Source organism: Pedobacter sp. GW456-11-11-14-TSB4 (assembly GCF_059424425.1).
The window spans coordinates 200,080-226,567 of the sequence record NZ_JBWKZK010000004.1; the positions used below are offsets into that span (position 1 = coordinate 200,080).

The 26,488-nt window shown below is 34.9% G+C and carries 26 protein-coding genes; 4 read left to right on the forward strand and 22 right to left on the reverse strand.

All coding sequences use genetic code 11. The features are described from left to right. Positions 1-19 precede the first annotated feature (19 nt). The 17 genes from AC07XU_RS14710 to AC07XU_RS14790 all read right to left on the reverse strand — a co-directional run bounded on the left by AC07XU_RS14710 (position 20) and on the right by AC07XU_RS14790 (position 18,276). Positions 20-1,096 (reverse strand): cell division protein FtsQ/DivIB, encoded by a 1,077-nt coding sequence (locus AC07XU_RS14710; RefSeq protein ID WP_494944397.1) that lies wholly within the window; start codon positions 1,094-1,096, stop codon positions 20-22. Further along, positions 1,089-2,441 (reverse strand): UDP-N-acetylmuramate--L-alanine ligase, encoded by a 1,353-nt coding sequence (murC, locus tag AC07XU_RS14715; protein WP_494944398.1) that lies wholly within the window; start codon positions 2,439-2,441, stop codon positions 1,089-1,091. Before murC ends, AC07XU_RS14710 begins: the two co-directional genes overlap by 8 nt. 73 nt (positions 2,442-2,514) lie before the next feature. After that, on the reverse strand, positions 2,515-3,624 hold the full coding sequence (gene murG / locus AC07XU_RS14720; RefSeq protein WP_494944399.1) for an undecaprenyldiphospho-muramoylpentapeptide beta-N-acetylglucosaminyltransferase: 1,110 nt from the start codon (positions 3,622-3,624) through the stop codon (positions 2,515-2,517). Positions 3,625-3,743: 119 nt separating this feature from the next. Then, positions 3,744-4,901, reverse strand: coding sequence for an FtsW/RodA/SpoVE family cell cycle protein (locus tag AC07XU_RS14725; protein WP_494944611.1), 1,158 nt, complete (start codon positions 4,899-4,901; stop codon positions 3,744-3,746). An 88-nt stretch (positions 4,902-4,989) separates the two neighbouring features. Further along, the gene (gene murD / locus AC07XU_RS14730; RefSeq protein ID WP_494944400.1) at positions 4,990-6,333 is read right to left on the reverse strand and encodes a UDP-N-acetylmuramoyl-L-alanine--D-glutamate ligase; all 1,344 of its coding nucleotides are present in this window, start codon (positions 6,331-6,333) and stop codon (positions 4,990-4,992) included. Beyond that, positions 6,333-7,580 carry a phospho-N-acetylmuramoyl-pentapeptide-transferase gene (mraY, locus tag AC07XU_RS14735; protein WP_494944401.1) on the reverse strand — a complete coding sequence of 416 codons (1,248 nt, stop codon included), beginning with the start codon at positions 7,578-7,580 and terminating at the stop codon, positions 6,333-6,335. Before mraY ends, murD begins: the two co-directional genes overlap by 1 nt. Continuing rightward, positions 7,580-9,037, reverse strand: coding sequence for a UDP-N-acetylmuramoyl-L-alanyl-D-glutamate--2,6-diaminopimelate ligase (locus AC07XU_RS14740; RefSeq protein WP_494944402.1), 1,458 nt, complete (start codon positions 9,035-9,037; stop codon positions 7,580-7,582). The genes mraY and AC07XU_RS14740 overlap by 1 nt, the downstream gene beginning before the upstream one ends. An 87-nt stretch (positions 9,038-9,124) precedes the next feature. After that, on the reverse strand, positions 9,125-11,221 hold the full coding sequence (locus tag AC07XU_RS14745; protein ID WP_494944403.1) for a penicillin-binding protein: 2,097 nt from the start codon (positions 11,219-11,221) through the stop codon (positions 9,125-9,127). Continuing rightward, complete coding sequence (locus AC07XU_RS14750) at positions 11,211-11,633, reverse strand: FtsL-like putative cell division protein (RefSeq protein ID WP_494944404.1); 423 nt, start codon at positions 11,631-11,633, stop codon at positions 11,211-11,213. The genes AC07XU_RS14745 and AC07XU_RS14750 overlap by 11 nt, the downstream gene beginning before the upstream one ends. Further along, positions 11,630-12,535, reverse strand: coding sequence for a 16S rRNA (cytosine(1402)-N(4))-methyltransferase RsmH (gene rsmH, locus AC07XU_RS14755; RefSeq protein ID WP_494944405.1), 906 nt, complete (start codon positions 12,533-12,535; stop codon positions 11,630-11,632). Before rsmH ends, AC07XU_RS14750 begins: the two co-directional genes overlap by 4 nt. Beyond that, a complete protein-coding gene (gene mraZ, locus AC07XU_RS14760; RefSeq protein WP_494944406.1) occupies positions 12,525-12,995 on the reverse strand; it encodes a division/cell wall cluster transcriptional repressor MraZ in 471 nt (156 codons plus the stop codon). The genes rsmH and mraZ overlap by 11 nt, the downstream gene beginning before the upstream one ends. A gap of 210 nt (positions 12,996-13,205) precedes the next feature. Further along, the gene (locus tag AC07XU_RS14765) at positions 13,206-14,396 is read right to left on the reverse strand and encodes a phosphoglycerate kinase (protein ID WP_494944407.1); all 1,191 of its coding nucleotides are present in this window, start codon (positions 14,394-14,396) and stop codon (positions 13,206-13,208) included. A gap of 5 nt (positions 14,397-14,401) precedes the next feature. Next, positions 14,402-14,830, reverse strand: a complete 429-nt coding sequence (locus tag AC07XU_RS14770; RefSeq protein ID WP_494944408.1) for a GNAT family N-acetyltransferase — start codon at positions 14,828-14,830, stop codon at positions 14,402-14,404. Between the two features lie 7 nt (positions 14,831-14,837). Beyond that, positions 14,838-15,833 carry a type I glyceraldehyde-3-phosphate dehydrogenase gene (gene gap, locus AC07XU_RS14775; protein WP_494944409.1) on the reverse strand — a complete coding sequence of 332 codons (996 nt, stop codon included), beginning with the start codon at positions 15,831-15,833 and terminating at the stop codon, positions 14,838-14,840. A gap of 75 nt (positions 15,834-15,908) precedes the next feature. Next, positions 15,909-17,030, reverse strand: coding sequence for an MraY family glycosyltransferase (locus AC07XU_RS14780; protein WP_494944410.1), 1,122 nt, complete (start codon positions 17,028-17,030; stop codon positions 15,909-15,911). A gap of 57 nt (positions 17,031-17,087) precedes the next feature. Beyond that, the gene (locus AC07XU_RS14785) at positions 17,088-17,840 is read right to left on the reverse strand and encodes a glycosyltransferase family 2 protein (protein WP_494944411.1); all 753 of its coding nucleotides are present in this window, start codon (positions 17,838-17,840) and stop codon (positions 17,088-17,090) included. Further along, positions 17,809-18,276, reverse strand: a complete 468-nt coding sequence (locus AC07XU_RS14790; RefSeq protein ID WP_494944412.1) for a hypothetical protein — start codon at positions 18,274-18,276, stop codon at positions 17,809-17,811. The genes AC07XU_RS14785 and AC07XU_RS14790 overlap by 32 nt, the downstream gene beginning before the upstream one ends. Positions 18,277-18,712: 436 nt before the next feature. On the opposite strand from AC07XU_RS14790, the gene AC07XU_RS14795 reads away from it, so the two are divergent. Further along, the gene (locus AC07XU_RS14795) at positions 18,713-19,306 is read left to right on the forward strand and encodes a hypothetical protein (RefSeq protein ID WP_494944413.1); all 594 of its coding nucleotides are present in this window, start codon (positions 18,713-18,715) and stop codon (positions 19,304-19,306) included. Between the two features lie 274 nt (positions 19,307-19,580). Here the strand turns inward: AC07XU_RS14795 and AC07XU_RS14800 are convergent, their stop codons facing one another. The 5 genes from AC07XU_RS14800 to AC07XU_RS14820 all read right to left on the reverse strand — a co-directional run bounded on the left by AC07XU_RS14800 (position 19,581) and on the right by AC07XU_RS14820 (position 22,261). Continuing rightward, the gene (locus tag AC07XU_RS14800; protein ID WP_494944414.1) at positions 19,581-19,949 is read right to left on the reverse strand and encodes a hypothetical protein; all 369 of its coding nucleotides are present in this window, start codon (positions 19,947-19,949) and stop codon (positions 19,581-19,583) included. 222 nt (positions 19,950-20,171) lie between these two features. After that, on the reverse strand, positions 20,172-20,654 hold the full coding sequence (locus tag AC07XU_RS14805) for a hypothetical protein (RefSeq protein ID WP_494944415.1): 483 nt from the start codon (positions 20,652-20,654) through the stop codon (positions 20,172-20,174). Between the two features lie 129 nt (positions 20,655-20,783). Further along, positions 20,784-21,221 (reverse strand): hypothetical protein, encoded by a 438-nt coding sequence (locus AC07XU_RS14810; RefSeq protein WP_494944416.1) that lies wholly within the window; start codon positions 21,219-21,221, stop codon positions 20,784-20,786. Positions 21,222-21,370: 149 nt separating this feature from the next. Next, on the reverse strand, positions 21,371-21,766 hold the full coding sequence (locus AC07XU_RS14815; RefSeq protein ID WP_494944417.1) for a hypothetical protein: 396 nt from the start codon (positions 21,764-21,766) through the stop codon (positions 21,371-21,373). Between the two features lie 123 nt (positions 21,767-21,889). Further along, positions 21,890-22,261, reverse strand: coding sequence for a hypothetical protein (locus AC07XU_RS14820; protein WP_494944418.1), 372 nt, complete (start codon positions 22,259-22,261; stop codon positions 21,890-21,892). 336 nt (positions 22,262-22,597) lie between these two features. On the opposite strand from AC07XU_RS14820, the gene AC07XU_RS14825 reads away from it, so the two are divergent. The 3 genes from AC07XU_RS14825 to AC07XU_RS14835 all read left to right on the forward strand — a co-directional run bounded on the left by AC07XU_RS14825 (position 22,598) and on the right by AC07XU_RS14835 (position 26,395). Further along, complete coding sequence (locus tag AC07XU_RS14825) at positions 22,598-23,404, forward strand: polysaccharide biosynthesis/export family protein (protein WP_494944419.1); 807 nt, start codon at positions 22,598-22,600, stop codon at positions 23,402-23,404. Further along, the gene (locus tag AC07XU_RS14830; protein ID WP_494944420.1) at positions 23,404-25,794 is read left to right on the forward strand and encodes a GumC family protein; all 2,391 of its coding nucleotides are present in this window, start codon (positions 23,404-23,406) and stop codon (positions 25,792-25,794) included. The genes AC07XU_RS14825 and AC07XU_RS14830 overlap by 1 nt, the downstream gene beginning before the upstream one ends. 94 nt (positions 25,795-25,888) lie before the next feature. After that, entirely contained in the window at positions 25,889-26,395 is a 507-nt protein-coding gene (locus tag AC07XU_RS14835; RefSeq protein WP_494944421.1) for a UpxY family transcription antiterminator, read from the forward strand. Positions 26,396-26,488: the final 93 nt, after the last annotated feature.

The following is a 26,488-nucleotide window of genomic DNA, read 5'->3' on the forward strand; positions in this document are numbered from 1 at the left end:
TATTATTTTGCTGAGTTTTTTATTTGTTTTTCTTGGTATCTGTTTTATCTTTTGTTGCTACAACTGGTTTAGTTTTATCTTTATCAGTTAGAGTTTTTGTTGCCTTAGTTTCGCTACTTTTAACTGTTGGTTTTTGCACCACTTTCTCAGCCGTTGGCTTAACTGTTGTCTTTTTTACTGCTTGATCTTCTGTACTGGCTTCAGCGGCAGCTTTTTTTATTTCATCTCTAATTACATCTCTGATAACAGAGTCTGTTGCTTTGCGTTTTATAGTAGTACTATCCAAAACTGCTGCAGCTATGGCCTTTTTTACAGCTAATGAGTCATATCGTTCAGCTACAATTTGGTTATTATATTTCAAGTTAATAGTCTTGTAGGCATTCCAACCAACTTTTGGCATTGCTTGCTTATAAAAAACTAGCAAATTATTCATTTTAGTCGCTAATGAATCTGCGTTTCCTAAAATGATCCTTTGGTTGCCAACCCTAGGAATTAATTCTATATCACTTTTTGCATTCACAAAAATCTGTTCAAATTGAGCATCCCATAAGGTATCTCTTTTAGAGAACAAAGCCGTTTTATATAAATCTTTAGCTAAAGGAGTTAATAACGTATCTACCCTACCACTAAAACCTTCTAATATGTTACCTGTAGCAACCAATACATTGGCAGTAAAGTTTGGCGACATAGGCATTTTTAATCCTTCGCTATCTATATAGTAATCTTGTCCGCCCGCATTAATAATTCTTAAAACTGGTTGCCTCTGTTTAATTTCAATATGAATAACACCATCCATTTCGTTATAAACCTTCACATATGCGATATAAGGATTGGATTGGATGGTTTTTTCAATTTCATGAATATTGATTTCAGCTAATTTTCTCCCAATTAAATCACCCTCATTTGCTTTTAAAATGGCATCTATTTCTTCCCTCTCAATAAAATTATCGGCACCCGGAATAAGAATTTCTACTTTGGTACATTTTACTTCATGTTTTTTTATACTAATGAAACTCATTAGCACAACCATTCCTGCCAAGCTAATAAGCCAAGCAAAACCTTTAAAAATTGCTTTCCAGTTTATTCTATTAAGCATTATTTAATGTTGTTTTTAATGGTTCTATCAAAGTATCTATATCTCCGGCACCAACTGTCAAAAGTAGTTCAGGTTTTTTGCTTTTGATATAGGCAACAACCGAATCTTTTCCACATATTTCTTTTTTATCTAAAGTCATTTTATCCAATAAAAACTGCGAATTTATACTCTCTATTGGCAATTCTCTGGCCGGATAAATTTCTAATAAAATTACGTCATCAGCTGTGCTTAAAACTTTTGCAAATTCATCTGCAAAATCTCTTGTTCTGGTAAATAAATGCGGCTGAAAAATTACTGTCAATTTCTTATCAGGATGTAATTGTCTAACCGCATCAAAACAGGCTTTTAACTCTTCTGGGTGATGTGCATAATCATCGATATAAATATGCTCAGCGTTGTTTACGTGCTTTTCAAATCTTCGTTTAACTCCTTTAAAAGATGCTATTGCTTTTTTAATGCTTTTTGGGTGAATACCTAAACTTAATGCTACACCAATTGCTGCAACCGCATTTTCTACATTATGCTTACCTGGCATCGACAAGCTTAAATCTGTTATACTGGTGTATCCATCATTAAAATCGAAAACAAAATTGCCATTTTCTACATGGATATTGCTTGCCCTTAAAGCGGCTTTATCATTTGCAGCATAGGTAATACCATGCATTGGCAAACCGTGTTTAACAAATAATTTTCCATCAGCCTTTAATTGATCGGCGAACAAATTAAACGATTCATGTAAATGACTTTCGTCTCCATAAATATCTAAATGATCGGCATCCATAGACGTAATTACCGCAATATCTGGATGAAGCGTTAAAAATGAACGATCATATTCATCAGCTTCTACAACCACTACATTATTCTTTCCGAAAAGAACATTGCTATTATAATTGCTAGTAATACCGCCTAAAAAAGCCGTACAACCAAAACCTGTATCGGTTAAAATATGCGCTATCATTGATGAAGTAGTAGTTTTGCCATGTGTGCCTGCAACTGCCACACAATACATACCTTCACTAATAATTCCCAAAACCTCCGAACGCTTCTTTAGTGAAAACCCTCCACTTAAAAAATGATTGAGTATAGCTGAGTTTTTAGGAATTGCAGGAGTATAAACGATTAGTGTTTCATCATCATTCTGCTGAAAAGCATCAGCAATAGCTGATACATTATCTTCGTAAGAAACTAAAATCCCCTCGTCTTCTAACTGTTTAGTTAAATTAGTTCGGGTTTTGTCGTAACCGCTCACAGCTACTCCACGTTTTGCAAAATAACGAGCAATAGCACTCATACCGATACCACCGATACCCACGAAATAAACTCTTTTTATTTTACTTAATTCCATTTTATTTAGATTGGAGATGTGAGATCTGAGATGTGAGACGTAATGCCCAAACTCATACCTCATATCTAATGTCTCATATCTTATCTACCAACTTCAATACCTCTTCTGCTATCACAATATCAGCATCTTGGTAAGCCATTTTACCGATATTTTCGCTTAAGGTTTCGCAGCGTTCTTCGTTATTTAACAACTGTAAAGCTTCTGCAACTAAAGTATCTTCTGCAGAGCGATCATTAATTAAAATAGCAGCATCATTTTTAACCAAAGCCATTGCATTTTTAGTTTGGTGATCTTCTGCAACGTTTGGCGAAGGAACCAAAATAACCGGCTTTTTAATAATGCATAATTCGGCGATAGTACCTGCACCAGCTCTTGATATAATTAAATCTGCCGCTGCATAAGCCAAATCCATTTTATTTAAAAACTCAAGAATAATGATGTTCGGGTGGTAATTTAAACCCACACGTTCCAAAACTCCATTGTAGTAGAATTTACCTGTTTGCCAAATTACCTGCACATCTTGTGCGATGATTGATGCCAAGTGCTTTTCTATGCTTTTATTTAATGTTCCAGCACCCAAGCTTCCGCCAGTTACTAAGATTGTTTTCTTTAAAGGATCTAATTTTAACAACTCCGCACCTGCGTGATGTTTGCCTTTAATATCTACAATATTCGAACGAACAGGATTGCCAGTTTTTAAGATTTTATCTGCCGGAAAAAACGCCTCCATTCCATCAAATGCAACACATATTTTTGATGCTCCACCGCCCAACATTTTATTGGTGATACCAGCGTAAGAATTCTGTTCTTGTATTAGATAAGGAATGCCTTTTAATTTAGCTGCGTACAAAACTGGTCCAGAAGCATAACCACCAACTCCCACAACTGCATCTGGCTTAAAATCTTCAATTAACTTCATCGCTGTGCGAACACTTGAAATTACTTTAAAAGGCAGGCCTAAATTCTTCAAGATAGAACCCCTCTGTATCCCGCTTATATTTAAACCCACAATTTTATATCCAGCTGCAGGTACTTTTTCCATTTCCATGCGACCAACGGCACCAACAAAAAGGATCTCGCAGTTTGGCGAAATGCTTTTTAGCGCGTTGGCAATGGCAACGGCGGGAAATATATGCCCGCCTGTGCCACCTCCAGATATGATAATTTTTGGGAAATTATTCATGTTTAATTTAATTTTTATTTTAGAAAGCCGCGTCATTGCGAGAAACGAAGCAGTCTTTCTTATTATTTACTTACTGGATAGATTGCTTCGTCATACTTCCTCGCAATGACGACATAATGCTACCCCATTGCTGGTATTGTTCCTACTACAACCTTTTCTTCTTTTTTGGTGCTATGTTCTTCTACATCTCGGCTTACACTTAAAATAATACCAAATGCAATACTGGTAAATATCATTGATGTACCACCCATACTTACCAAAGGTAAAGGTACGCCCGTTACTGGACCTAAACCTACCGCTACTGCCATATTTGCAAAAGCTTGTATGGTTAAGCTAAAACTTAATCCGGCGGCGAGCAATGCACCAAAAGCCTTCGGACTTCGGACGACAATCCGCACACATCGGTATAGCAAAACCAGGTAAAGCACAACGATGCCTAAACCCCCAATAGTTCCATATTCTTCGATAATAATGGCAAAAATAAAATCAGAATATGGATGCGGTAAGAAGTTTCGCTCTGTACTATTACCGGGTCCTTTGCCAAATAATCCGCCAGTTGCCAAAGCAATTTTCGAATGGTCTGACTGAAATGTTTTATCAGATGATTGCATTTCTGGATGCATGAATGTGTTGATACGAGATTTGTAGGTTTCTCTCCTAGGACCCAAAAACACTACAAACATTAAAAGTACTACACCACCAGCGCAAACAAATGCAATTTGTTTGATACTAATACGACCTATGATTAACAACAAAATACTAACACCAAATAACATTAAAGCAGTAGATAAATTAGCTAAAGCAATTAAAACAAATACTACACATACAGAACCCATGATTGGGATAAATGCATTTTTTACATCTTTAATATTTTCTTGTTTTTTGGTAAGCATACGAGCTAAAAATGTAATTAAAGCAAGTTTAGCTAAATCTGATGTTTGAAAAGTTAAACCAATTACCGGAACCTGCACCCAACGAGATGCGCCATTAATTTGACTACCGAAAGCTAAAGTGTATAATAATAACGGTAGGGTTATAATCATCAAAATCTTTGAAATCCCGGCATAATATTTATAATCTAACAGGTGGGCAATGTAAATCATGCCAATACCCATTAACACAAAGATGATGTGTTTAAAAAGCAAATACTTTTCTACTGCAACACCTTTTTTGTAGGCAATTGCACCAGTAGCGCTATAAACCGCCATAATAGAAATCATAGATAGCATAATGATAATCAGCCAAATCCATCGATCTCCTTTGGTGCGTTCAAGCATTTTTTGAACCCAAGATAGCTGACGGTTTAAAACACCGCCATCTTCGCTATCGCGTTCGTCTATATGTGTATTTGCGCTATACATATTTTTATAATTCTTTAACTGCCGCTTTAAATTGGTTACCTCTATCTTCGTAGTTTTTAAATAAATCGAAACTAGCGCAAGCCGGAGATAACAATACTGTATTGCCTTTTTTAGCTAAATGATATGCAACTTGCACTGCCTCATTTGCCGAAAATGTATTTACAATAATTTCGACATCATCTTCAAAAGCTTCGTGAATACGTTTATTATCCTTACCTAAACACACAATAGCCCTTACCTTACTACGTACCAAGTCTTTAAGCATAGCATAATCATTCCCCTTATCTACACCACCCATGATTAAAACTACATCAGTGCCAACGCTTTCTAATGCGTACCAAGTAGAATTTACATTGGTAGCCTTTGAGTCGTTAATGTAGGTCACATCAGAAATCTTTGCCACAAACTCTAACCTATGTTCGATATTTTTAAAGTTACCCATGCTTTCGCGGATGGTGTTGTTGCGTAACTCTAAAACCTTTGCTACTATGCCCGAAGCCATAGAGTTGTAGATGTTGTGTTTTCCTTGTAAAGCTAACTCTGAAATTGACATGGTAAATAGGTCTTTAGGTTGTGTGTTGATTAGTATGTTTTCATCTGCTAAATAAGCTCCCGCATCGATCTTTTTATGGATAGAAAATGGATATTGTTGAGCAAGTATTTTTGTAACTTTTAATGCTTTGTTGGTTTCCTCATCATCTGCACAGTAAATAAATGCATCATTTGCTGTTTGATTTTGGATAATGCGCATTTTTGATGCAGCGTAATTCTCTAATTTATAATCGTAACGATCTAAGTGATCTGGTGTAATATTTAATAGCACAGCGATATCTGCCTTAAACTCAAACATATCATCGAGCATAAAACTTGATATTTCTAAAACATACCAATCGAAATCTACTGTTGCCACTTGTGCTGCAAAACTATGACCGATATTACCTGCTAGACCAACATTTAATCCAGCATTTTTTAGGATATGATATGTTAATAAAGACGTTGTAGACTTTCCGTTAGAACCTGTGATACAAACCGTTTTAGCCTTTGTATATCGCTTTGCAAATTCAATTTCTGATATTACTGGAATACCATTTTTAACTAGCGCTTTAACAATTGGAGCTGTGCTAGGTATACCCGGACTTTTAATCACCTCCGTTGCGTTTAAAATTAGTGCATCAGTATGTTGTTTCTCTTCAAAAGAGATTTTCATTTCCTGTAGCGAAGTTTTGTAACGATCAGCGATAGCTCCAAAATCTGAAACAAAAACATCATAACCCTGCTTCTGCGCCAACATTGCCGCACCTACTCCACTTTCTCCTGCTCCCAGAATTACAATTCTTTTTGTTTCCATTATCTTAGTTTTAAGGTTACAAAAGTGATAATGGCCAACATGATCCCAATGATCCAAAAACGGGTAACGATTTTAGCTTCGTGGTATCCTTTTTTCTGATAATGATGATGTAAAGGAGACATCAAAAAGATCCTTCTTCCTTCACCAAAACGTTTTTTAGTATATTTAAAATAACTTACCTGTAACGTTACCGATAAAACTTCTACCAAGAATACGCCGCATAGAATTGGAATTAATAATTCTTTACGGATCATAATTGCAAATACTGCAATGATACCGCCGATGGTTAAACTTCCGGTATCACCCATAAAAATTTGAGCCGGATAGGAGTTGTACCACAAGAAGCCAACACAAGCGCCCACAAAAGCTCCTGCAAAAATAATAAGCTCGCCAGAATTAGGAATGTACATGATATTGAGATATTCGGCGATTACCGTATTACCCGAAACATATGCCAAAATACCTAGCGTAATACCAATAATAGCGGATGTTCCGGTGGCCAAGCCATCAATACCATCTGTTAAATTAGCGCCATTAGATACCGCAGTTACGATGGTAATTACAAAAAACATGAAAACAACAAGTGCGTACTTTTCATACCCATCACCTAAAAACTTTACAACTTTTGCATAATCAAATTCATTGTTTTTGTAGAATGGTACGTTTGTCTTTGTAGACTTAACGTCTTGCGTATAGTAAAAATTCTGTCCTTTTTGTCTTAAAACCATTGGTGCAGCATGTTTAGTAACAGCGGTTTCATCAACTGTTTGGCGAACAACAATATTTGGATGGTAGAACATAGTTAAACCAACAATTGTGGCTAAACCAATTTGCCCAACTACTTTAAATCTTCCTGCTAAGCCTTCCTTATTTTTTCTAAAAACCTTGATATAGTCATCTAAAAAGCCAACAGCTCCCATCCACACTGTGGTAATAATCATTAGAATTACATACACATTGGTAAGGTTGGCAAATAATAAAGTAGGAATAAGAATACCCAATAAAATCATGATACCACCCATTGTTGGCGTACCTTGTTTTTGCATCTGCCCTTCTAAACCTAGGTTTCTTACCGTTTCTCCTACTTGTTTGCGGTGTAAATAATCGATAATTCTACGACCATAAACGGTGGTTATAATTAAAGAAAGCACAATAGATAATGATGCTCTGAAAGTTAAGTATTGGAACAAACCCAATCCAGGAAAATCATAGTGCTTATGCAGATATTCGAATAATAAATATAACATTAGTTGATTTGGTTTAGTTGTTCGGTTAATACTTCTTTATCGTCAAAATGATGTCTTACACCATTAATTTCTTGGTACTTTTCATGCCCTTTGCCTGCAACCAAGATGATATCTCCTGGGCTAGCTAAATGACATGCAGTTTTTATCGCTTCTCTTCTATCAGCTATACTTAAAGTTTTTCGCTGATTAGTTGGAGAAACTCCTTTTTCCATCTCTGCAATAATATCTTGAGGATTTTCGGTACGTGGGTTATCAGATGTTAAGATTACTTTATCGCTCCAATCGCAAGCTACTTGCGCCATAATTGGTCGCTTGGTTTTATCTCTATCGCCACCACAACCTAAAACAGTAATCACTTGCTCGGTTCCTTTTCTGATATTGGCAATGGTGCTCAATACGTTTTGAACAGCATCTGGCGTGTGTGCATAATCTACAATACCAATTACACCACTTTTAGAAACCGTATAATCAAACCTACCTTCTGCACCTGCAAGTGTGCTTAAAATAGTTAGCACATTTAATTTATCTTGACCTAACAAAATAGCAGTTCCGTAGGTAGCCAATAAATTGTAAGCATTAAAAGAGCCCACCATTTTAAAGAAAACCTCGGTATCATCAATATCTAAATGCAAACCACTAAACTTATTCTCAATTAGCTTGGCTTTAAAATCTCCCATTTGCTTTAAAGCATAAGTCTTTTTGCTGGCTTTGGTGTTTTGCAACATCACCATTCCGTTTTTATCATCGCCATTTGTTAAGGCAAAGGCCGATTTTGGCAACCCATCAAAAAATGCCTTTTTAGCTTTTAAATAACTGTCAAAGGTTTTATGAAAATCTAAATGATCATGGGTGATATTTGAAAATATTCCACCAACAAATGTTAATCCTTCTATGCGATGTTGTACTACCGCATGTGAACTTACTTCCATAAAACAATACTGACATTTAGCCTTCACCATATCATCAAGCAAGGCATTTAATGCTATTGGATTTGGCGTAGTATGTGTTGATGGAATGATATCATCGTTGATGTGATTTTGAACAGTTGAGATTAACCCTACATTATAACCCAACTCTCTAAAAAGCTGAAAAAGCAAAGTAGCAATTGTTGTTTTGCCATTTGTACCTGTAACGCCAATCAGTTTTAGTTTTGATGAAGGATTTTGGTAATAATTGCTCGCTACTTGACCTAATGCAACAGAAGAATCTGCAACCTGCACAAAGGTTACATTGCTAGCCATTTCAGCTGGCATATCCTCGCAGATAATTACAGTAGCACCAGCATCTATAGTTTTAGCGATAAACTGATGACCATCTACAGCCGTACCTTTGATAGCAAAAAATAAAGTGCCATTTTTTACCGCACGCGAATCAAAAGCCAAATCAGCAACCTCAACATTTGGTTGTCCAACTACGCTTTTAATTGCTACTCCGTACAGTAAATCTTGTAACTTCATATTTTTAATTTTCAATGAGTGGATTTTGAATGAGTGAATATTTGAATATCGTCCATTCAATCATTCAAAAATTTATCATTCAATCATTTAATTTAATTCTATCTCTACCATCAATCCTTTGCCAATTCTACTTCCTGGCACTATAGATTGTTTAATTACTTTGCCACTTCCTTTTACCCTAGCTTTTAATCCGGCATTGCCGATTAAATACATAGCATCCTTTAAACCCATACCAGCAATATTTGGCATAATTCCTTTTACAGGCATGTTTTCTTGATAAGCTACGCCATTACTGGTATCAACAGTGTTGAAATAATCTGATTTAGCTGCGTAAAGTGCTTTAATACCAAAAGCATTATACACTTTCCGAGTTGCCTTGCTTTGTCCTGCTTTAGCTGGTGGAGGAACTGTATTACCAATCAAATTTTCTTTTACTCCGCTGTACATATTTACATCACCAGCGTAAATTCTATCAGCAATTTTTCTGAAAACTGGACCAGAAACTAATGCTCCATAATATTCTCCCTTTGGATCATTAATAACTACGATTAAAGAATATTTGGGTTTTTCTGCCGGAAAATAACCTACAAAAGATGCTTGATATTGCTTTTTACCTTTATAACCTCTATCATCATCAGCAACTTGGGCAGTACCGGTTTTACCTGCAATTTTGTAAAGTGGATTGTAAACAACTTGTTTACCACTACCATTAAGCACAACCCCTTCTAACATACTTTTGATTTTAGAAAGAGTTACATCAGAGCAAATTTTATCATTAACTACTCTTGCCTTAAACTGCTCAATCGGATTACCCAACCTTCTAATTTCTTTTACGAAGATTGGCGCTACAAATTTTCCATTGTTGGCTACTGCATTATAAAATGATAACATTTTTAGCGGCGTTAACTGCATCTCATACCCGTAAGCCATTTGCGGCAAAGTCATGTTTTTGTTCCAACTTTTATTTGCTTCAATATTTTTTACCACTGGCTTTGCTTCACCTGGAATTTGTAAACCCAGTTTTTCATTAAAACCCCATTCATATAAATGGTTGGTAAATTTCATCGGGTTTTCTTTGTAGTTATCGTTAATCAGTTTAGCAATAGCCGCGTTTGATGAATGCTCGAAAGCGGCTTTAACAGTAACCATCTCATCTTTAGGATGTGAATCAGTAATTCGTTTCCCAGGGATCTGGTACCAACCTGTTCTAACTAAGGTGTTGGTATCAACAAACTTATCTTCTAACAAAGCCATGTAAGAAGCCAGTTTAAATGTAGATCCAGGATCTTGATTACCTGCTATAGCGTAATTGAATGATTCTTTATAAACACCCTCTTCTACTTTGGTATAATTAGCAACCGATCTCACCTCGCCTGTAGCTACTTCCATTAAAATAGCAGTTCCGTGGTGTGCATTAGATTTTATCAAACCTTCTTTTAAGGCATTTTGAACCAAATCTTGCATATTAATATCGATGGTAGAAATGATATCAGCCCCATCTCTTGGTGCAATTTCTGCATCACTATTAATTGGCATCCATAAACCACCAGCAACACGCTGTCTCATTTGTTTGCCAGTTTCGCCATCAATATAGTTGCCATAAGCACCTTCTAAACCCACACTAATATTTGGTTTTTTATAGCCGATGGTTCTTGCCGCCAAATCTTTAAAAGGAAAAATTCTTTTGTTTTGCTGTTCAGCCTTTAAACCTGCAGCATAAGCTCCCATATTGTACATCGGGAACTTTTTAATAGCTTTTAAATCTTCATAAGAAACCCTACGTTTTAAAAGTAAAGCTCTCATTTTATCTCTTCTAGCATTACGTAAAATCCTAGAATACTCCTTGGCAGATTTATCTTTAAAAAACCCTGCAAACGCAGCACCTAACGAATCTACCTTGCCATAAAAAACTTCATCTTTTTCTATACCACCCGCAATCATGTCCATCCTCAATTCGTACTCAGGCACAGAGGTTGCCAATAAACTCCCATCGTTTGAGTAAATATTGCCACGAACAGCCTCAATTTCGAATTCCCTTACAGAAAGACTATCAGCCATTTTTACCCATTTCTCTCCCTGAATGTATTGCACATGCCCCAACCTCATTATCACAGCAAAGGCAAAAAGTACAATAAGCCCGAAAGCGATGTATACTCTTAATAATATGTTTGCTCTAATGTTCATCTTTAGTGATTACTAATTTTTTTGGTGGTTCTATTAATTCTTTTAAACCTAACGTATCTACTTTTGCAGCCACTTCGGTTAATTTACTCTTGAACATTAAATCGGCTTTAAACGATTTATATTCCCAATTGAGCACTTTTACTTCTTTATTTAATTTATCTATACTTCTAATGTTTTTCATCGCCATGTGGCTATTGGCAATGTAAATCATTACCAAAACACATAAGAAAATGATAAATGGCAACATATCAGTAGCCGATTCTTTTGTTACTACACCATCTACAAATAACTTTCTAAAAAAGGCCGTTGTACTTCCCTCTTTAGTTATAGTTTTTGGTCTTGGCTTTTCTTCAACAAGATGAATTTCTTCCTCCTCCTGTTCCTCTATCCTTTTTCTGAATTGATTACTCATAACCTTTCAGCAATTCTAAGTTTAGCACTGCGAGCACGACTATTCATACTCAATTCTTCCTCATTAGCCACCACTGCTTTTCTGGTGATAGATTTAAAAGGCTTCTGCTCATTACCAAAAAAATCTTTCTCTACTTCACCTCTAAATTTGCCTTTGGCGATAAAACTTTTTACAGGCCTATCTTCTAAAGAATGATAAGACATGACCACTAAGCGACCACCAGGTTTTAAAACTGATGCCGTTTGTTCTAAAAAATTTTCCAGAACTTCAATCTCTGCATTCACCTCAATTCTAAGCGCTTGAAAAACTTGCGCCATGTATTTATTTTCTTTTCCTTTCGGGATATGCGCAGTGATAATTGCTTTAAAATCAGCCAAAGTTGCAATGGATTTATTTACCCGTGAGGCTACAATGGTTGCTGCTAGCGATTTTGCATTTTTAACCTCGCCATAAATGCCGAAAATTTTATGCAGCTTATCTTCTGGATAAGTATTTAAAACGATGGCAGCCGTTAAAGGGCGATGTTTGTCCATACGCATATCTAGATCAGCATCAAAACGGGTAGAAAAACCTCTGCTTGGCTCATTAAACTGATGAGATGAAACACCAAGATCGGCCAAAATACCATCTACCTCCCTATAACCCAATAAACGTAAGTTGTTTTTAAGGAAGCCAAAATTTTGATCCACAAATTTAAATCTAGGATCATCTATTTTATTTCTTTGCGCATCAGGATCCTGATCAAAAGCGATCAAAACTCCATCTTTACCTAAATTTTTTAAAATTTCTCTAGAATGGCCTCCACCACCGAAGGTTACATCAACATAAACCCCAGACGGATTGATATTTAAACCCTCAATACACTCTTTCAACATCACCGGTACATGGTAATTATTCTCCATCTGCTATCCTCCCATTATTACCACCCATTACTTTTTGCGCTAATGCAGCAAAATCCTCAGGCGAATCGTTAAACAAATCTTCATAAGCTTTTTTATCCCACACCTCAATCTTATCTAATTGACAAGCCAACACCACTTCTGAACCTATTTTTGCAAAATCGGTTAATGATTTAGGGAGTAGAACCCTACCTGCAGCATCTAAAGAAAGTTCGGTTGCACCACGCTGAAATCTACGCACAAAATCCCTGTTCTCAGGCACGTACATGTTCAACTTCATCATCTCAGCTACAATGCCTTCCCAAACCTTTTTTGGGTAAATGATTAAGTTTTGCTCAAAACCGCGACTTACAATCAAGCCATCACGCTCAACATCAGGCAATTGCTTCTTCAACGAAGAAGGCACGCTTAAGCGCCCTTTCGCATCCAATTTACAATCAAATTCTCCTATTAGTTGAGTCATTACGGCTTATACACTTTTTATGTAGTGTAAAAATAAAACACTTCTACCACTTTTTACCACTTTTTACCACAAAAAAGTTATCAACATCTAAAAAGTTGTCATTTTATCCCACATTGGCACATTTTGAGTGGGAAATTATCCCATAAAAAAAGCGGCTAACTGAATTTACATTCAGTTAGCCGCTTAATAATCTATTAATTAAAAGCTTAACTAGCTCTGTATTGCTTTAACTCCAGGCAATTCTTTGCCTTCCATATATTCTAACAAAGCACCGCCACCGGTAGAAACGTAACTCACTTCATCTTCTAATCCGAATTTTGCTATTGCCGCAGCAGAATCGCCACCACCAATTAATGAGAATGCACCATTTTTTGTTGCTGCTACTACAGCTTCTGCAACAGCCTTTGTACCTTGCTCAAAATTAGCCATTTCAAACACACCCATTGGTCCGTTCCATAATAAGGTTTTAGAATTTTTGATGATTTCTGAGAACAAATCGATGGTTTTTGAACCAATATCTAAACCCATCCAATCTGCTGGAATATGTCCGCTATCTACCTGATCTTTAGCTGCATCATTATCAAATTTATCAGCAATAACGGTATCAATCGGAAGAATTAAATTTACACCTTTAGCTTTCGCTTTTTCTAAAAGCTCCAAACATAAAGCCATTCTATCTTCTTCTAAAAGAGAAGTGCCGATTTCTCCACCTTGTGCCTTTGCAAAGGTGTAAGCCATGCCACCACCGATGATTAAATTATCAACCTTGTCTAATAAACTTTCGATCAACAAAATTTTATCAGAAACTTTAGCTCCACCCATAATAGCTGTGAAAGGTTTTGCTGCGCCATGGTTAACTTTCTCAGCATTCTTCAACTCTTCAGCCATTAAGTAACCGAAATATTTGGCATCTGGAAAAAATTGGGCAACAATTGTGGTTGACGCATGTGCACGGTGAGCTGTACCAAAAGCATCATTAACATACACATTACCCAGTTTAGAAAGTTTTTCAGCAAATGCCTCATCTCCTTTTTCTTCTTCTGGATGGAAACGCAAATTCTCTAACAATAAAACTTCGCCCGGAAACAAGTTTTTAGCTTTATTTTCAGCATCATCACCAATACAATCGCTAGCAAATTTCACCTCAACATCTAGTAATCTAGATAAATCGCCAAGGATATGTTTTAAAGAATATTTATCTTCTGGACCGCCTTTTGGTCGACCTAAATGCGACATTAAAACCACTGAACCACCATCATTTAAAATTTTGTTAATGGTTGGCAAAGCAGCACGCATTCTTTTATCATCAGTAATATTAAAATCTTTATCCAAAGGCACATTAAAATCTACCCTAATTAAGGCTTTTTTATCTTTGAAACTTATCTGGTCTATTGTATTCATATCTTTTAAATTTTTAATATCATTTCGTAGTGTGGGCCAACTCCGGCAATTTCAAATTCTTCTGAAATAATCTCGAAGCCCAATTTTTTATAGAATTCTATTGCATTACTTCTGGCGTTGCACCAAATATAGCTAGCTTTTGTAGTTTTTATATATTGAACAGCAAATTGGATCAGTTGTTTACCAAAACCTTTACCTACAAAAGGTGTATTAGTAGCCATTCCTCTTAATTGATAGCCTAATTCTACATTGTTTTTATGTTTGTTCGGAAAAAAGGTGGCCACGCTGGCTATCTCATCATCTTTATATGCAGCCAAATGGAATACTCCTTCAACATCATCAGTTGGAAATTTACATTCGGCCAATGGCATACCATTTCTTAAAATTTTACTTCTAAGCTTTAATGTTAATTCAAGTGGAATAAATTTAACCATCAAAAAATCAGTTTTTCTGTTTACCTATTAGCTCAACTAAATCTGTTAAACGGTTGGAATAACCAGATTCATTATCATACCAACCTACAACCTTTACCAAATCGCCAACTATTGAGGTAAGTTGTGAATCAAATATACAAGAATGTGGATTATTGATAATATCAACGGAAACAATTGGGTCTTCTGTATATTCTACTATTGATTTTAATTCCTTAGCTGCTGCTAATTTAAATGCTTTATTAATTTCTTCGATGGTAGTTTTAGTTTTTAAAATGCAGGTAAAATCTGTTAGCGAACCATTTAATACTGGTACTCGGATACCTGCGCCTCCAAGTCTTCCTTCTAGATGAGGAAAAATATGGGTAATTGCTTTTGCTGCTCCAGTAGTAGTTGGGATGATTGATGACGAAGCTGCCCTGGCTCTACGTAAATCTTTATGAGGCGAATCGTGTAAGTTCTGATCACCGGTCATTGAATGTATGGTAGTGATGTAGCCTTCTTCAACACCCCAAATGTCATCTAAAATCTTAACCATTGGCGCCACATTATTGGTAGTACATGAAGCATTTGATAAGATGGCCGAATTTAAATCAATTTGTTGATCATTTACGCCAATTACCACCATTGGTATAGATGCATCTGTAGCTGGCGCTGAAATTATTACTTGTTTGGCACCGGCAGAAATGTGCAAATTTGCCTTTTCTCTGTTGGTAAATTTGCCAGTAGATTCTATTACAAGATCTATATCTAATTTGCCCCAAGGTAGTTGACTGGGATCTTTCTCTGCAGATACTTTGATTGATATTCCATCTATTGTAATTGAATTTTCATCAGAAGTAATCATGCCATTATAAACGCCATGAACCGAATCGTATTTAAACAAATGTGCTAATGTAGCTGGCTCCGTGAGATCATTTATAGCAAGTACATTAAGTTTACGTTTAAGCGCATTACGAAGAAAAGTTCGACCAATTCTACCAAAGCCATTTATTGCAATGTTCATGGTGTAAAATTAGCTATATTCTTTTTAAGAGTGTGATAATATTTATGTTTCTGAGGTAAATATTTAAACAAGAAGTTAGTCGGCTGATTTAAAAGTATCGTTAAAAATTATATCTGTCAATTTATAATTAACATCTCTCATTTTACCTATCCGGTAGGTAATGATGGCGTTTAAGCATACGCAGATAGTTATTATTATTGATATCAACATAAAATTTCCCCATTCTTGAAGCATTAATGCCATTATAATCATTAAAAAATTTATGGAGGCCAAAGAAATAACAATTTGGTTGGTAGTAAAACCTAATCGTTGCAAACGATGGTGTACATGATTTCGATCGCCCTTGAAGGGATGTTTTTTATGTAATAATCGAATAAAGAAAATTCTAAGAGAATCGAATATTGGGATGATAAGAACTGCTACCGCAATTGCTGGTGCAGAATAAAAATTTGGATCAGGCTTATTGCCAACCTTATTTAATTCTATAAATTTTATGGCTAAAACGACACAAACCAAACCAATTATAAGCGAACCAGTATCGCCCATAAAGATTTTTGCTGGTTGATAATTGAAAACTAAGAAACCAATGATTGCGCCGAACATAGCAAAAGCAATAAAAGCATAAGGCAAAGTCTCTGCAATTGCAAAAAACACGCCGAAGCATAAAGTTGCTATTGCGCCTAAAGTGCCTGCCAAACCATCAACCCCATCTATTAAGTTGAACGCATTATTCACAAAAATAATTACCGCTATCGAAAACAGAGCACCCCATAAAGGCTCAACTTCCCACAGCAAAAAAACACCATAAAAACTGGTGAGCCTGAAACCACCTGCAACAACTAATATAGTTGCTACTACTATTTGTAATAAAAATTTGGTACCCGGACTAACGCCATATAAATCGTCTTTTAAACCCAGCGCAAATAAAATGATGGATGAAGTGATTAAGAAATTGGCTTGCTTGTAATCTACCATTGCCGCAAATAACAATGTTGTAATGGTAAAACTACAGAAAATAGCCACCCCACCTAATCTCGAAATATGTATTCTGTGTGATTTGCGGTAACCATCAGCGCTATCGAACAAACGATATTTAATGGCTGTAAAAATGATAGAAGGTATACTTGCTACCACTAGCAGGAATGACAAACCAATAATACCAATGTAATAAATCAAGTAGCTCTGAAAAAAATCCACGATATGTAATTGAGTGTAACCAAAAGTACCTAATAAATTTATAGAAAATTAAAATAATTACTTTCTATGTAAAAATTGGCTAATCTTACCAATTTTTTTTAATACAATTACCCATAAGGGGAATGAAATTTGGTTATGTTTAGCCGCTTTGTAATCGTTAATGAAAGCCAAACACCGTTGCTTAACAGAAGAGTTACTTATACCTCCAATTCGCATATTTACAATGAGTTGATTAATAAAAACAGCTCTAATTTGATAACGATATAAGAACCTGATCATCAGTTCATAATCACCAGCAGTACCATAATTTAAGGAATAATTTCCGTAGGCTTTGAATAACGATTTTTTTAAATATAAAGTAGGATGAGCGGGCATCCAACCCTTATTAAAATCATTGATTTGATGCTGTTTACTTACCCAGTGTCTAACTATTTTTTTAGGATCATTTGCGTCTACATAATTTAAATTACCATAAACTCCATCTGCATTAGCTTCGACAAATTTCGACACAATATCAGTAATAACAGTAGAAGAAGCTAACATATCATCCGAATTTAAAATACCGATAACATCTCCACTTGCTAAGGCGATACCCTTATTTAGGGCATCATACATTCCATTATCTTGTGCTGAAATTAAATGATGAATTTGATCTTTATATGATTTTACAATAGCTAGCGTGTTGTCTTTGGAAGCACCATCAACAATGATGTATTCTAAATTTGAATAATCTTGTTCAAGCACTGATTGAATACAATCATGAATAAACTTTTCGCCATTAAATACTACCGTGATGATGCTTACTTTCATTTACTAAATTTGGCACTCCTCTGATGTAAACAATTGCAATGCCAAGGGTAAAGATAAATAAAGCAGGGATATAATCATCAATTGGGCAATCAATCATTATTGCATAGTTTCCGGTATATAAAATATCTGCAGGAACTGGGCTTGATCCAGTTCCAAACTTATATACCGTGCAAAATGCCCCAACAGTTTCTATACAACGACTAGTTGTGTTTAAATTATATCCGGCGCCACTTGCTGATGTAGCTATCCACTCACTAGGGCTGCCGGCACCTGAGAGAAATGGTGTATGGTAATTTCTATGCTGCCCACCAGGCGTCACTATATGGCAACCGTCTACTCCATCGGCTGCTATAACATTAAAACTATGGCATAGTATTATCAGTAATAGAGTGAAACAAAATAAAACCTTAGGGATGATAAATAACAACTTTTTCATAAGCTAGGATTTATCAGGTTAACTAAACTTAAGGAATAAAAAGCTGAATAAACAATTCTTTTAATAATTAGAAATGATAAGTTAATTAATTGTTTATTAATGAGATAAATTAAACTATTAAGTAAAAAAATTAAAGTTGCAATACGAATTTAGCTATGGAAATTTAGGATTTATGAACATTTGCCACGTTGATCAACAAATACTTATTTAATTACAACAATGCATCATCTTAAAACAAAAGAAACTTAGATAGCAGCAGCGCATATTTGCTATAGCAAATGATTAGCATGTTTAGATAAAGTATAAATTATGCGATCATAATGCGGACTTGAGGCGGAGTTTTTATGGACTAGTGTTAAAGGTTAGAGATTGGATTTTTAGAAATTTTACCTAACTTTAAGTTATCAATCCCTCTATTACGCTAATATACAAAATTATGGCCATACAAAAAGGGATTGTTAAATTATCGGGGAAATTGGGAAACCTTATCTTCTACTCCCGAAATCAAAAAGTGCTAGTGAGAACAGCAGCCAACAATTATCAACTTTCTGAGGGAAGTAAACAAAGTGCTAAAGATTTTGGCGAGGCAAGTAAGAACGCTGCTTATGTTCGAAAAGTATTGACTCCAATTATCACCAAATACGGCAATGGGAATCTCGTAAATCGGATGAAAAAGGTGTTTATGCAAATTTTCAATAGCATACCTAAATCGCTTAGCGGAAATAAAAGTTTGGTTGACGGCGACATTAGTTTATTAAAAAGTTTTGCGTTTAATGCTTTTGCTTCTTTTAACCAATTTATTTTTTTTACCCCTAAGGTGCAACTGGATAAAAATGCACATTTAACTATCGATGTTAAAGCAGGAGCTGTTGAACAAGTTTTCTTTTTAAAAGTTTTAAATGCCAGCACTATTGGACTTGATGTACTGATTTTTAATTTTGATCTAAGTAGAGATCAATATCAAATCTACCAGAGCCAAACGCTTAAAATAGACCTTTGCGTGCCTTTTAAAGGAGCTAACTTCAAATAGATGCCAGGCAAAAAGGAGATTGCTGTTTGTTGGTTGCAATAGGTGTACATTATTACACAGATCGAGTTCAAATTGAAAACAGGAAATATTTTGCAGCTCAAATTGTGGAGAGTTGGCGTATAAGAGATTGTTAAATTATTCCTTTTGTAAATACTCAGCAAAAAAGCATTGAGCCTAATTTAGTAAACAATAATGAAGCCTTAAGTTGGGAATTGGGTATTTAACTAATCATAAAACTTGCAGAGGAATGATGATACTTGACGCAAAATTTAAGTCAAGGCTTCTTACGAATTCTGATGTAGGCGAATAGTGCAGCTGCACTGAAAATTACCGCGGCAGAATCATCTAAGGGGCATTCGACCATTGTAAAAAAACCCTGAACACCCTCACTACCTGAATCAAAAAAGCATGATAAGTTAGCCAGTGAGTTGCATACTGTACATGATGGGCCATTTGAAGGAGACCATGCACAATAATTAGGCGCTAGTGTTAGTGTAGGCCCATTTCTCTTATAGGTATTTGAGGCTGCAAGAGACTGTGTATAAACAATTCCGTTTGGTAGTAAACAACCTGAGGCAGAACCCTGGCAAAATGCATCTAATGAAAGTACTGTAAAAATGACAATTAAGATTGATCTAAACATAGTTTTTAGCAATGATTATGCTAAAACTAACTCCTTCTTCAGGAAACTGTTCAGTTCATTTTGTTCATTTTCAAATGATGGATTACGCTGGAAGTCGTATTTCTCTGTATTTTGAAAAACAATTAATTATATGAGTGAAGTATAAAACCATAATTCATATTCATCTTACACCATTAAAAAATTATAGTGATTTTAGTAAGCAAGAAATTTGATTTAAAAACCTTATAGTTTAGAGTTTTCATTAGGCATTAAACCCTTTCTCCGAATAAACACAAATCCGGCTGCCGCTGCTGAAAACCCAAAATAAAATAGTTGTTCATCTAATGGACAAGGAGTTACTGAAGTATAGTTTACCCATGCGCCATACTCTACTGTATCTTGGTTATTGTTTGGATTTCGAAAATTACTTACCCAACATTGCCCAGAATATCCCGGACGACTATAAGATGTAACATTTGCAGAGTTGGTCTCGCCGCAATTGCTTGTAGGACCGTAAATTTTCATATAGGTATTCCCTGCTCTATTATAAACCCTGTATCTAGTGCCAAAAAAATTAGTGTCTCCAAATTCGGTAGTGTAAATTACTCCGCCTCCGCCTGTTTCTAAGACACATCCAATACCGCTTTCGGCTTTAATTAAAGACGGTAATAAAATAAAGATAAAGGCAAAGCTCAAGCGCTTTAAAGTTTGTAAATGTAGTTTCAAGTTATTTAAATTTTGAAATACAGTTACGGAAAATTTTATAGCAGGGTTTTGGGAATTGCTTAAATTTTTTATTTAAATGGTTTGATTAAAAATTTCAATACGATTCGTAATAGTTTTAGCTATAAAAGCCTAAGCAAAAATTCTTTTTTGAAGAAAAAAACTTCCTGAAATCACAATGAGAGCTATCAAATAGGAGACGTGATCGTCAATTGGGCATGGTGTGTAAGTACCAGTGATATTTACTTTTGTTTGCCAAGAAACACCTGCTGATGAATTATTTGGAGGTACGCTTGCTGCAATCCAGCATTGATTACCACCTGTTGGCGTAATTCCCGTTGGCACAATTTCATCACACTTTGGTGTGTTTGTCCCGTCAGAATTATTATATATGGTAATTACATACTCGTCGTTAGCGTTCGAATAAACTTCATGAATTGTACCATAATGGTTGGAAGTACCTAGATAATTAGTGTAAACTTTACTTCCATCATAACATCCTGAGCTAGCCATTTGAGCAACACCTTCGCTATATATTAAAAGCAGAATAGGTAGAAAAAGGTATTTCATAGAATGGAAAACTATTATTAAAAAGCAGCGCAGATTAAAGCCACTAAAACCCATTATTTTATCTTCAAATTAATTTTAGTAAATAAAATTAACTGCAAGTTAAACATTTAAGTTTTAAAAGGAACTCTAAATTTAAGATCAAGTAAAAATCATATTGCGGTGTAAACCAGCAAATGTCTCATTGTTAGATTTTTAATATAACAAAAGCCAAAAAGAGCAAATACAACTATAAGAAGCGGAACATAATCATCTATCGGGCAATAATCTGGGACGCTTGGAGGCCCATAATCACCTAGAGTTCCATTACCGAAATTAATCCAACTGCTACCCCAAAAAAAGCCCCACTGACAAGGTGTTGCAGATGTGCCATTTCTAAGGCAAAACCCTGTTGCGTCTGTACTTGGTGTAAAATTATAATAAGCAACACCACCAGAGCTACCCACATTATTGGTGTATAAATTTGTTCCAACTAAACAACCAGTGATAGCACTGGCGGGAATAACGGTCAAAAATAAAAGAGCTATTAAAAGGATTATTTTTCTCATGAATGGAAGATTCATTAACTAAAACGAAATTTTCACAACTTTAAGGAATAAATTAATATATTCCAAAATAATTCTCCATTTTGATTGAGCTATATCGGAAAGAGAATCAAAATTAAATAGCTATTAACCCAAATGGAAAGTTATGCGCTTTTTTAAAGAGACAAAACCTAAGGCAGAAAAGGCAATTACAAAAAATGGGATATAATCATCTATTGGACAAGGATAGATTAAATCAGTAGTCGCGTTTCTATAATTGGTACTACTCGTACCTTCTATTAAACAATATCCTCCTGTATATGATCCACCCGTAAAAGTACTGCAGGTAGCTGTGCCACTGGCGGTTGCATAGGTACTACCACTCCAATTATTTGCACCTATTGAGATATAATAAAACCTTCCTGTTGAACTGCTGTAACATCCATCAGCTGCATATGTATCATAACTTAAAATACAACAAGATGTGAACACTAAGATTATTGCAATGAGATATTTCATACTTGGCTAATTCATATAATAAATGTTAAGCCATTAATCATACTGGCTACATCAGAAGATAAATATCATATATCTATTTTACTGATAACAATATACTTATCCAACTTCTTTGTTACAAAGATAATAAAAACATACATTTATATATAATTCAATAATTTGTTTACACACCTAAGTTTTATTATATATAACCTATTAATAAAACTGCATATGTTAGTTTAATAAGTTAATTAAATCATCAAACACATTATGATAAAAAATGCTATATAACTTTCATAATCCTATTTTTTTCATCATCTTTAATGCCTAATAGGCATATCCCCTAAATTTCTATAATTCATGAAGCTGAGATCTATTTTTAATTTGATATTGGTATTATTTATTGGAATAACGATTTTAAGTTCTTGCGGCGCCCGTAAAGAGCAATCTTTATTTAATGCACCTACAGATGTTGTAACTGACACCATTAAACAAGTGTACGTTGTGAATGATCAAGGCACTACAGATATTTATTATAAAATAAAGGTGAATGACCTTTTAGCTGTTAGAAATATACAAAACAAGGAATTTGGAGCAAAAAGCTCGGCTACCACTAACACAAATGATGTTATTGGTGCTAATGTAATCACTTACCAAGTTGATGAAGAAGGCAAAGTAAATTTACCTGCTATAGGTAGAATTGATGTACTTGGCTTAACAAGAAAACAAGCTGCTTTTAAATTACAGGAAATTTATGGACAAAAACTTTTGCAAGACCCAATTATAGAAGTTACTGTGGTGAATGTAAAAGTGACTTTATTTGGTGAGTTTAACAGACAAGGGAATTTTTTGTTGGAAAGAGATAATACTACCTTGATTGATATTTTAGGCGAAGCCGGCGGACTAACAAAATTTGCCGATAGAAAAAGTCTTAAAATTATTCGTGGAGAAAAAGATAAACAAGAAATCATTTACGTTAACTTAAATGACATTAATAGTTTGGCAAGCAGATACAATAAATTGGTATTACAAAACAATGATATCATTATTATTAACCAAACCAAGAGTAGCGCCCTTAGTGATAAGTTGCAGAGTGTTAACAGCGTTGTACAACCTGTATTAGTTTTATTGAATGTTGCGTTATTGATTTTCACATTTACTAAATAATGAATACTCCAGATCATATTTCCAACCCAAAATCTGTTCGTCAGGACATTGATTTTTATAAGATATTTAAAGTTTTCTTTAGCAGATGGTACTGGATTGCCGGCTGTGTTGTTATTGCACTAATTATTGCCAAGATTAATTTGATGTATACTGTACCAACCTACCAAACATTTGGGCAATTGAAATTACAGGAGAGCAATCCTACGGTAAATTCTGCAGCAGCTTCGTCACAAGTATACAATTATACAGATAAGATACAAGCAGAAGGTTTTGTAATTAGAAGTAATGCAGTTATTTTAAAGGCTATTGAAAATTTAGATTATAAAATTTCTTATTTCATACAGGGAACCATTAGAAAAACAGAATTATACCCGAATAAGCCATTTGAAGTCGAAATTATACAACAAGATTCAATCAACTTCGCCAGAAATGAATATTTCGTTGAACATATAAACGGCTCGAAATTCTCTATGGCGACTAGTGAAAAAGGAGCTAAAACGCAGTATAGTTACGGTCAACCTATTTCAATTGGCAACATGATTTTCAAAATCAAAACCCAAATACCAGAATTAGGTAACTATAGCTTTAAATTTAATAGCAAAGAGGATTTTTTGGGCAGAGCTAACGTGAACACCAATGAGGCCGCTAAATATACAAATGTAATGCAGTTGAGCCTTACCGATATCAATGCTGGATTTGCAACTGATATGCTTAACTCGATTATGAAGGAGTATATTGCTCATGACGTGGTAGAGAAAAGAAGATCTGCTAGGCAAACGGTTGCTTTTATTGATCAGCAGTTAGGATTTTCTAACAAAAAGGCAGATACTGCAGGGTCAAACTTTGCGAATTACAAAGTACAGAATAATATCCTTGATCTTAATTCAAGTAATCAGGTTAACACTGGAAAACTAACTAATTTTGAAACGCAAAAAACGACACTTAATTTAGAATTATTAGGAATAAGGCAGTTACAAGAAGAATTAGATAGTAACCGCGATCAGGTGTCAATAAACTTAAATTTAGAAGGAAATTTAAGTGCTTCTTTATCAGGATTAATTAGTCAACTTAACACATTAATTGCCAATAAATCACTTAAATTAAAAGATTTTAGGGCAAATTCTGCACCTATAAAAGAGATTGATGATCAAATCAACACCGTTAAAAGTGCGATTAGAAATAACATTTCGGCAGCGAGAAGCAGGAATTTAAAAACGCTACAATATGTAGATAGTCAGATTGCACAAATTAAACAAGCCATAAGTGCCACACCAGCAAAAGAAAAAGATTTTGTTAGATACCAAAGTAATTTTGATGTAAGCAATAAAGTTTTGACCTATTTATCTGAAAGAAAATTAGAATCAGAATTGAATGAAGCCGCAATAGTACCAGGAGCTGCTATAGTAAATTTAGCCACTTATGCTAGTCCGATTTCATCAAACCCAAATAAAGTTTATTCGTTTGCTGCAATGATGGGATTAGGTGTAGGTGTTGGATTAATCTTGTTAGTTCGTTTCCTTAATCCGTTTATCTATGACAAAGAAACGGTTGAAGCACTTACAAACACGCCAATTATTGGTGTTATTAGAAAATTCCCGGAATTTATTGATAAGGATAGTAGACAAGCGCTCTCATTGGCTAAGCCAAAATCGGTTTTTGCTGAGTCGGTACGATCTGTAAGAACAAATTTGAGTTTTCTAGCTGCCAATAAAAAGAGCAAAACTATTTGCGTAACGTCCGAAGTTTCTGGTGAAGGAAAATCATTTGTTACCGTTAACTTAGCTAGTACGTTAGCCTTAATTGATAAAAAAATTATTCTGATTGCAGCAGATTTACGTAAATCGAAAATGCATAAAGCTTTTGGCAATAATAACAAAATTGGTTTAAGTAGTTACTTATCCGGACAAGCTACCTTAGAAGAGGTTATTACTCGAGACGATGTACACAATTTAGACTTCATGCCTTCAGGACCTGTTCCTCCAAATCCTTCAGAATTATTACATACTGAAAAAATGAAAGAATTGTTGGCTATTTTAGCACCAAAATACGATTATGTTTTGGTAGATACTGCCCCAGTTGGATTGGTTTCTGACGCTATTCCATTAATTAGACAATCTGATGTTAATTTATTTGTTATCCGCTCTGGTAAATCACAATATAGAGCCGCAGCTATACCAGAGAGACTATCTCGCGAGTATGGTTTAAGCAACCTTGCCATTGTGCTTAATGCCTTTGGAGATGATGCCTTGCATTCTAACTACTACACTACCGATTACTCAAGAGGCGGTGGCAATAGCACATATTACTATTCTGATTATTCTGGTTATGCTGGTTCTGGCTATTATGACAATGACCCTAAGAAATGGTGGGAATTTTGGAAAAAGAAATAGGATTTTTTTAGTTTGTTAATCAGGTATTATATACAGATGTTAATAGCGTAAATAAGTACAAACAAATAACCTCTGGCAAATCTGCCTTTCCAAAATGATCGACAGCAATTATAAATGGTATCCAATATATACACGTTCAAGAGCAGAGAAGAAAACACAAGAAGAACTCAATAAAAAAGGAATTGAAACTTATCTGCCTCTTATTAAAACCGAAAAGCAATGGAGTGATCGCAAAAAAATTACTGAAGAACCCTTGCTTAAATCTTATTTATTCGTGTATATATCTGCAAAAGAATATGCTGAAGTTTTAATGACCTATGGTGTGACCAGATTTATCTATTTTTCTGGCAAAATTGCTTCTATTCCAACTAAACAATTAGCAGATTTAAAATTATTATTAGCTAACTATTCTGATTTAGAGCTTATTGAACACGAACTTTCATTAGGTGAAAAAGTTTTAATTAAAGCTGGTCCTTTTAAGGGAATTATCGCGGAATTAGTATCTTTAAAGAGCAAAAAAAGTTTAGTTTTACGATTAGAAAACCTAGGTTTTTCTATTTTAATTAAAACTTCGATGGCTCACATCGAGCCTTTGAAGTAAAACATTAAAGATTAAGAGGTTACAATAATCAGTTGTGACTGAGAGGGCGAAGCTGTATCCTCACTTCATATTTTTTACGACAGAAAGATATAG

Bases quoted from the DNA above. Each gene is read 5' to 3' on its own strand.
- AC07XU_RS14710 (WP_494944397.1), bottom strand. From the start codon at position 1,096: ATGCTTAATAGAATAAACTGGAAAGCAATTTTTAAAGGTTTTGCTTGG.
- murC (WP_494944398.1), bottom strand. From the start codon at position 2,441: ATGGAATTAAGTAAAATAAAAAGAGTTTATTTCGTGGGTATCGGTGGT.
- murG (WP_494944399.1), bottom strand. From the start codon at position 3,624: ATGAATAATTTCCCAAAAATTATCATATCTGGAGGTGGCACAGGCGGG.
- AC07XU_RS14725 (WP_494944611.1), bottom strand. From the start codon at position 4,901: ATGCTTGAACGCACCAAAGGAGATCGATGGATTTGGCTGATTATCATT.
- murD (WP_494944400.1), bottom strand. From the start codon at position 6,333: ATGGAAACAAAAAGAATTGTAATTCTGGGAGCAGGAGAAAGTGGAGTA.
- mraY (WP_494944401.1), bottom strand. From the start codon at position 7,580: ATGTTATATTTATTATTCGAATATCTGCATAAGCACTATGATTTTCCT.
- AC07XU_RS14740 (WP_494944402.1), bottom strand. From the start codon at position 9,037: ATGAAGTTACAAGATTTACTGTACGGAGTAGCAATTAAAAGCGTAGTT.
- AC07XU_RS14745 (WP_494944403.1), bottom strand. From the start codon at position 11,221: ATGAACATTAGAGCAAACATATTATTAAGAGTATACATCGCTTTCGGG.
- AC07XU_RS14750 (WP_494944404.1), bottom strand. From the start codon at position 11,633: ATGAGTAATCAATTCAGAAAAAGGATAGAGGAACAGGAGGAGGAAGAA.
- rsmH (WP_494944405.1), bottom strand. From the start codon at position 12,535: ATGGAGAATAATTACCATGTACCGGTGATGTTGAAAGAGTGTATTGAG.
- mraZ (WP_494944406.1), bottom strand. From the start codon at position 12,995: ATGACTCAACTAATAGGAGAATTTGATTGTAAATTGGATGCGAAAGGG.
- AC07XU_RS14765 (WP_494944407.1), bottom strand. From the start codon at position 14,396: ATGAATACAATAGACCAGATAAGTTTCAAAGATAAAAAAGCCTTAATT.
- AC07XU_RS14770 (WP_494944408.1), bottom strand. From the start codon at position 14,830: ATGGTTAAATTTATTCCACTTGAATTAACATTAAAGCTTAGAAGTAAA.
- gap (WP_494944409.1), bottom strand. From the start codon at position 15,833: ATGAACATTGCAATAAATGGCTTTGGTAGAATTGGTCGAACTTTTCTT.
- AC07XU_RS14785 (WP_494944411.1), bottom strand. From the start codon at position 17,840: ATGAAAGTAAGCATCATCACGGTAGTATTTAATGGCGAAAAGTTTATT.
- AC07XU_RS14790 (WP_494944412.1), bottom strand. From the start codon at position 18,276: ATGAAAAAGTTGTTATTTATCATCCCTAAGGTTTTATTTTGTTTCACT.
- AC07XU_RS14795 (WP_494944413.1), top strand. From the start codon at position 18,713: ATGGCCATACAAAAAGGGATTGTTAAATTATCGGGGAAATTGGGAAAC.
- AC07XU_RS14800 (WP_494944414.1), bottom strand. From the start codon at position 19,949: ATGTTTAGATCAATCTTAATTGTCATTTTTACAGTACTTTCATTAGAT.
- AC07XU_RS14810 (WP_494944416.1), bottom strand. From the start codon at position 21,221: ATGAAATACCTTTTTCTACCTATTCTGCTTTTAATATATAGCGAAGGT.
- AC07XU_RS14815 (WP_494944417.1), bottom strand. From the start codon at position 21,766: ATGAGAAAAATAATCCTTTTAATAGCTCTTTTATTTTTGACCGTTATT.
- AC07XU_RS14820 (WP_494944418.1), bottom strand. From the start codon at position 22,261: ATGAAATATCTCATTGCAATAATCTTAGTGTTCACATCTTGTTGTATT.
- AC07XU_RS14825 (WP_494944419.1), top strand. From the start codon at position 22,598: ATGAAGCTGAGATCTATTTTTAATTTGATATTGGTATTATTTATTGGA.
- AC07XU_RS14830 (WP_494944420.1), top strand. From the start codon at position 23,404: ATGAATACTCCAGATCATATTTCCAACCCAAAATCTGTTCGTCAGGAC.
- AC07XU_RS14835 (WP_494944421.1), top strand. From the start codon at position 25,889: ATGATCGACAGCAATTATAAATGGTATCCAATATATACACGTTCAAGA.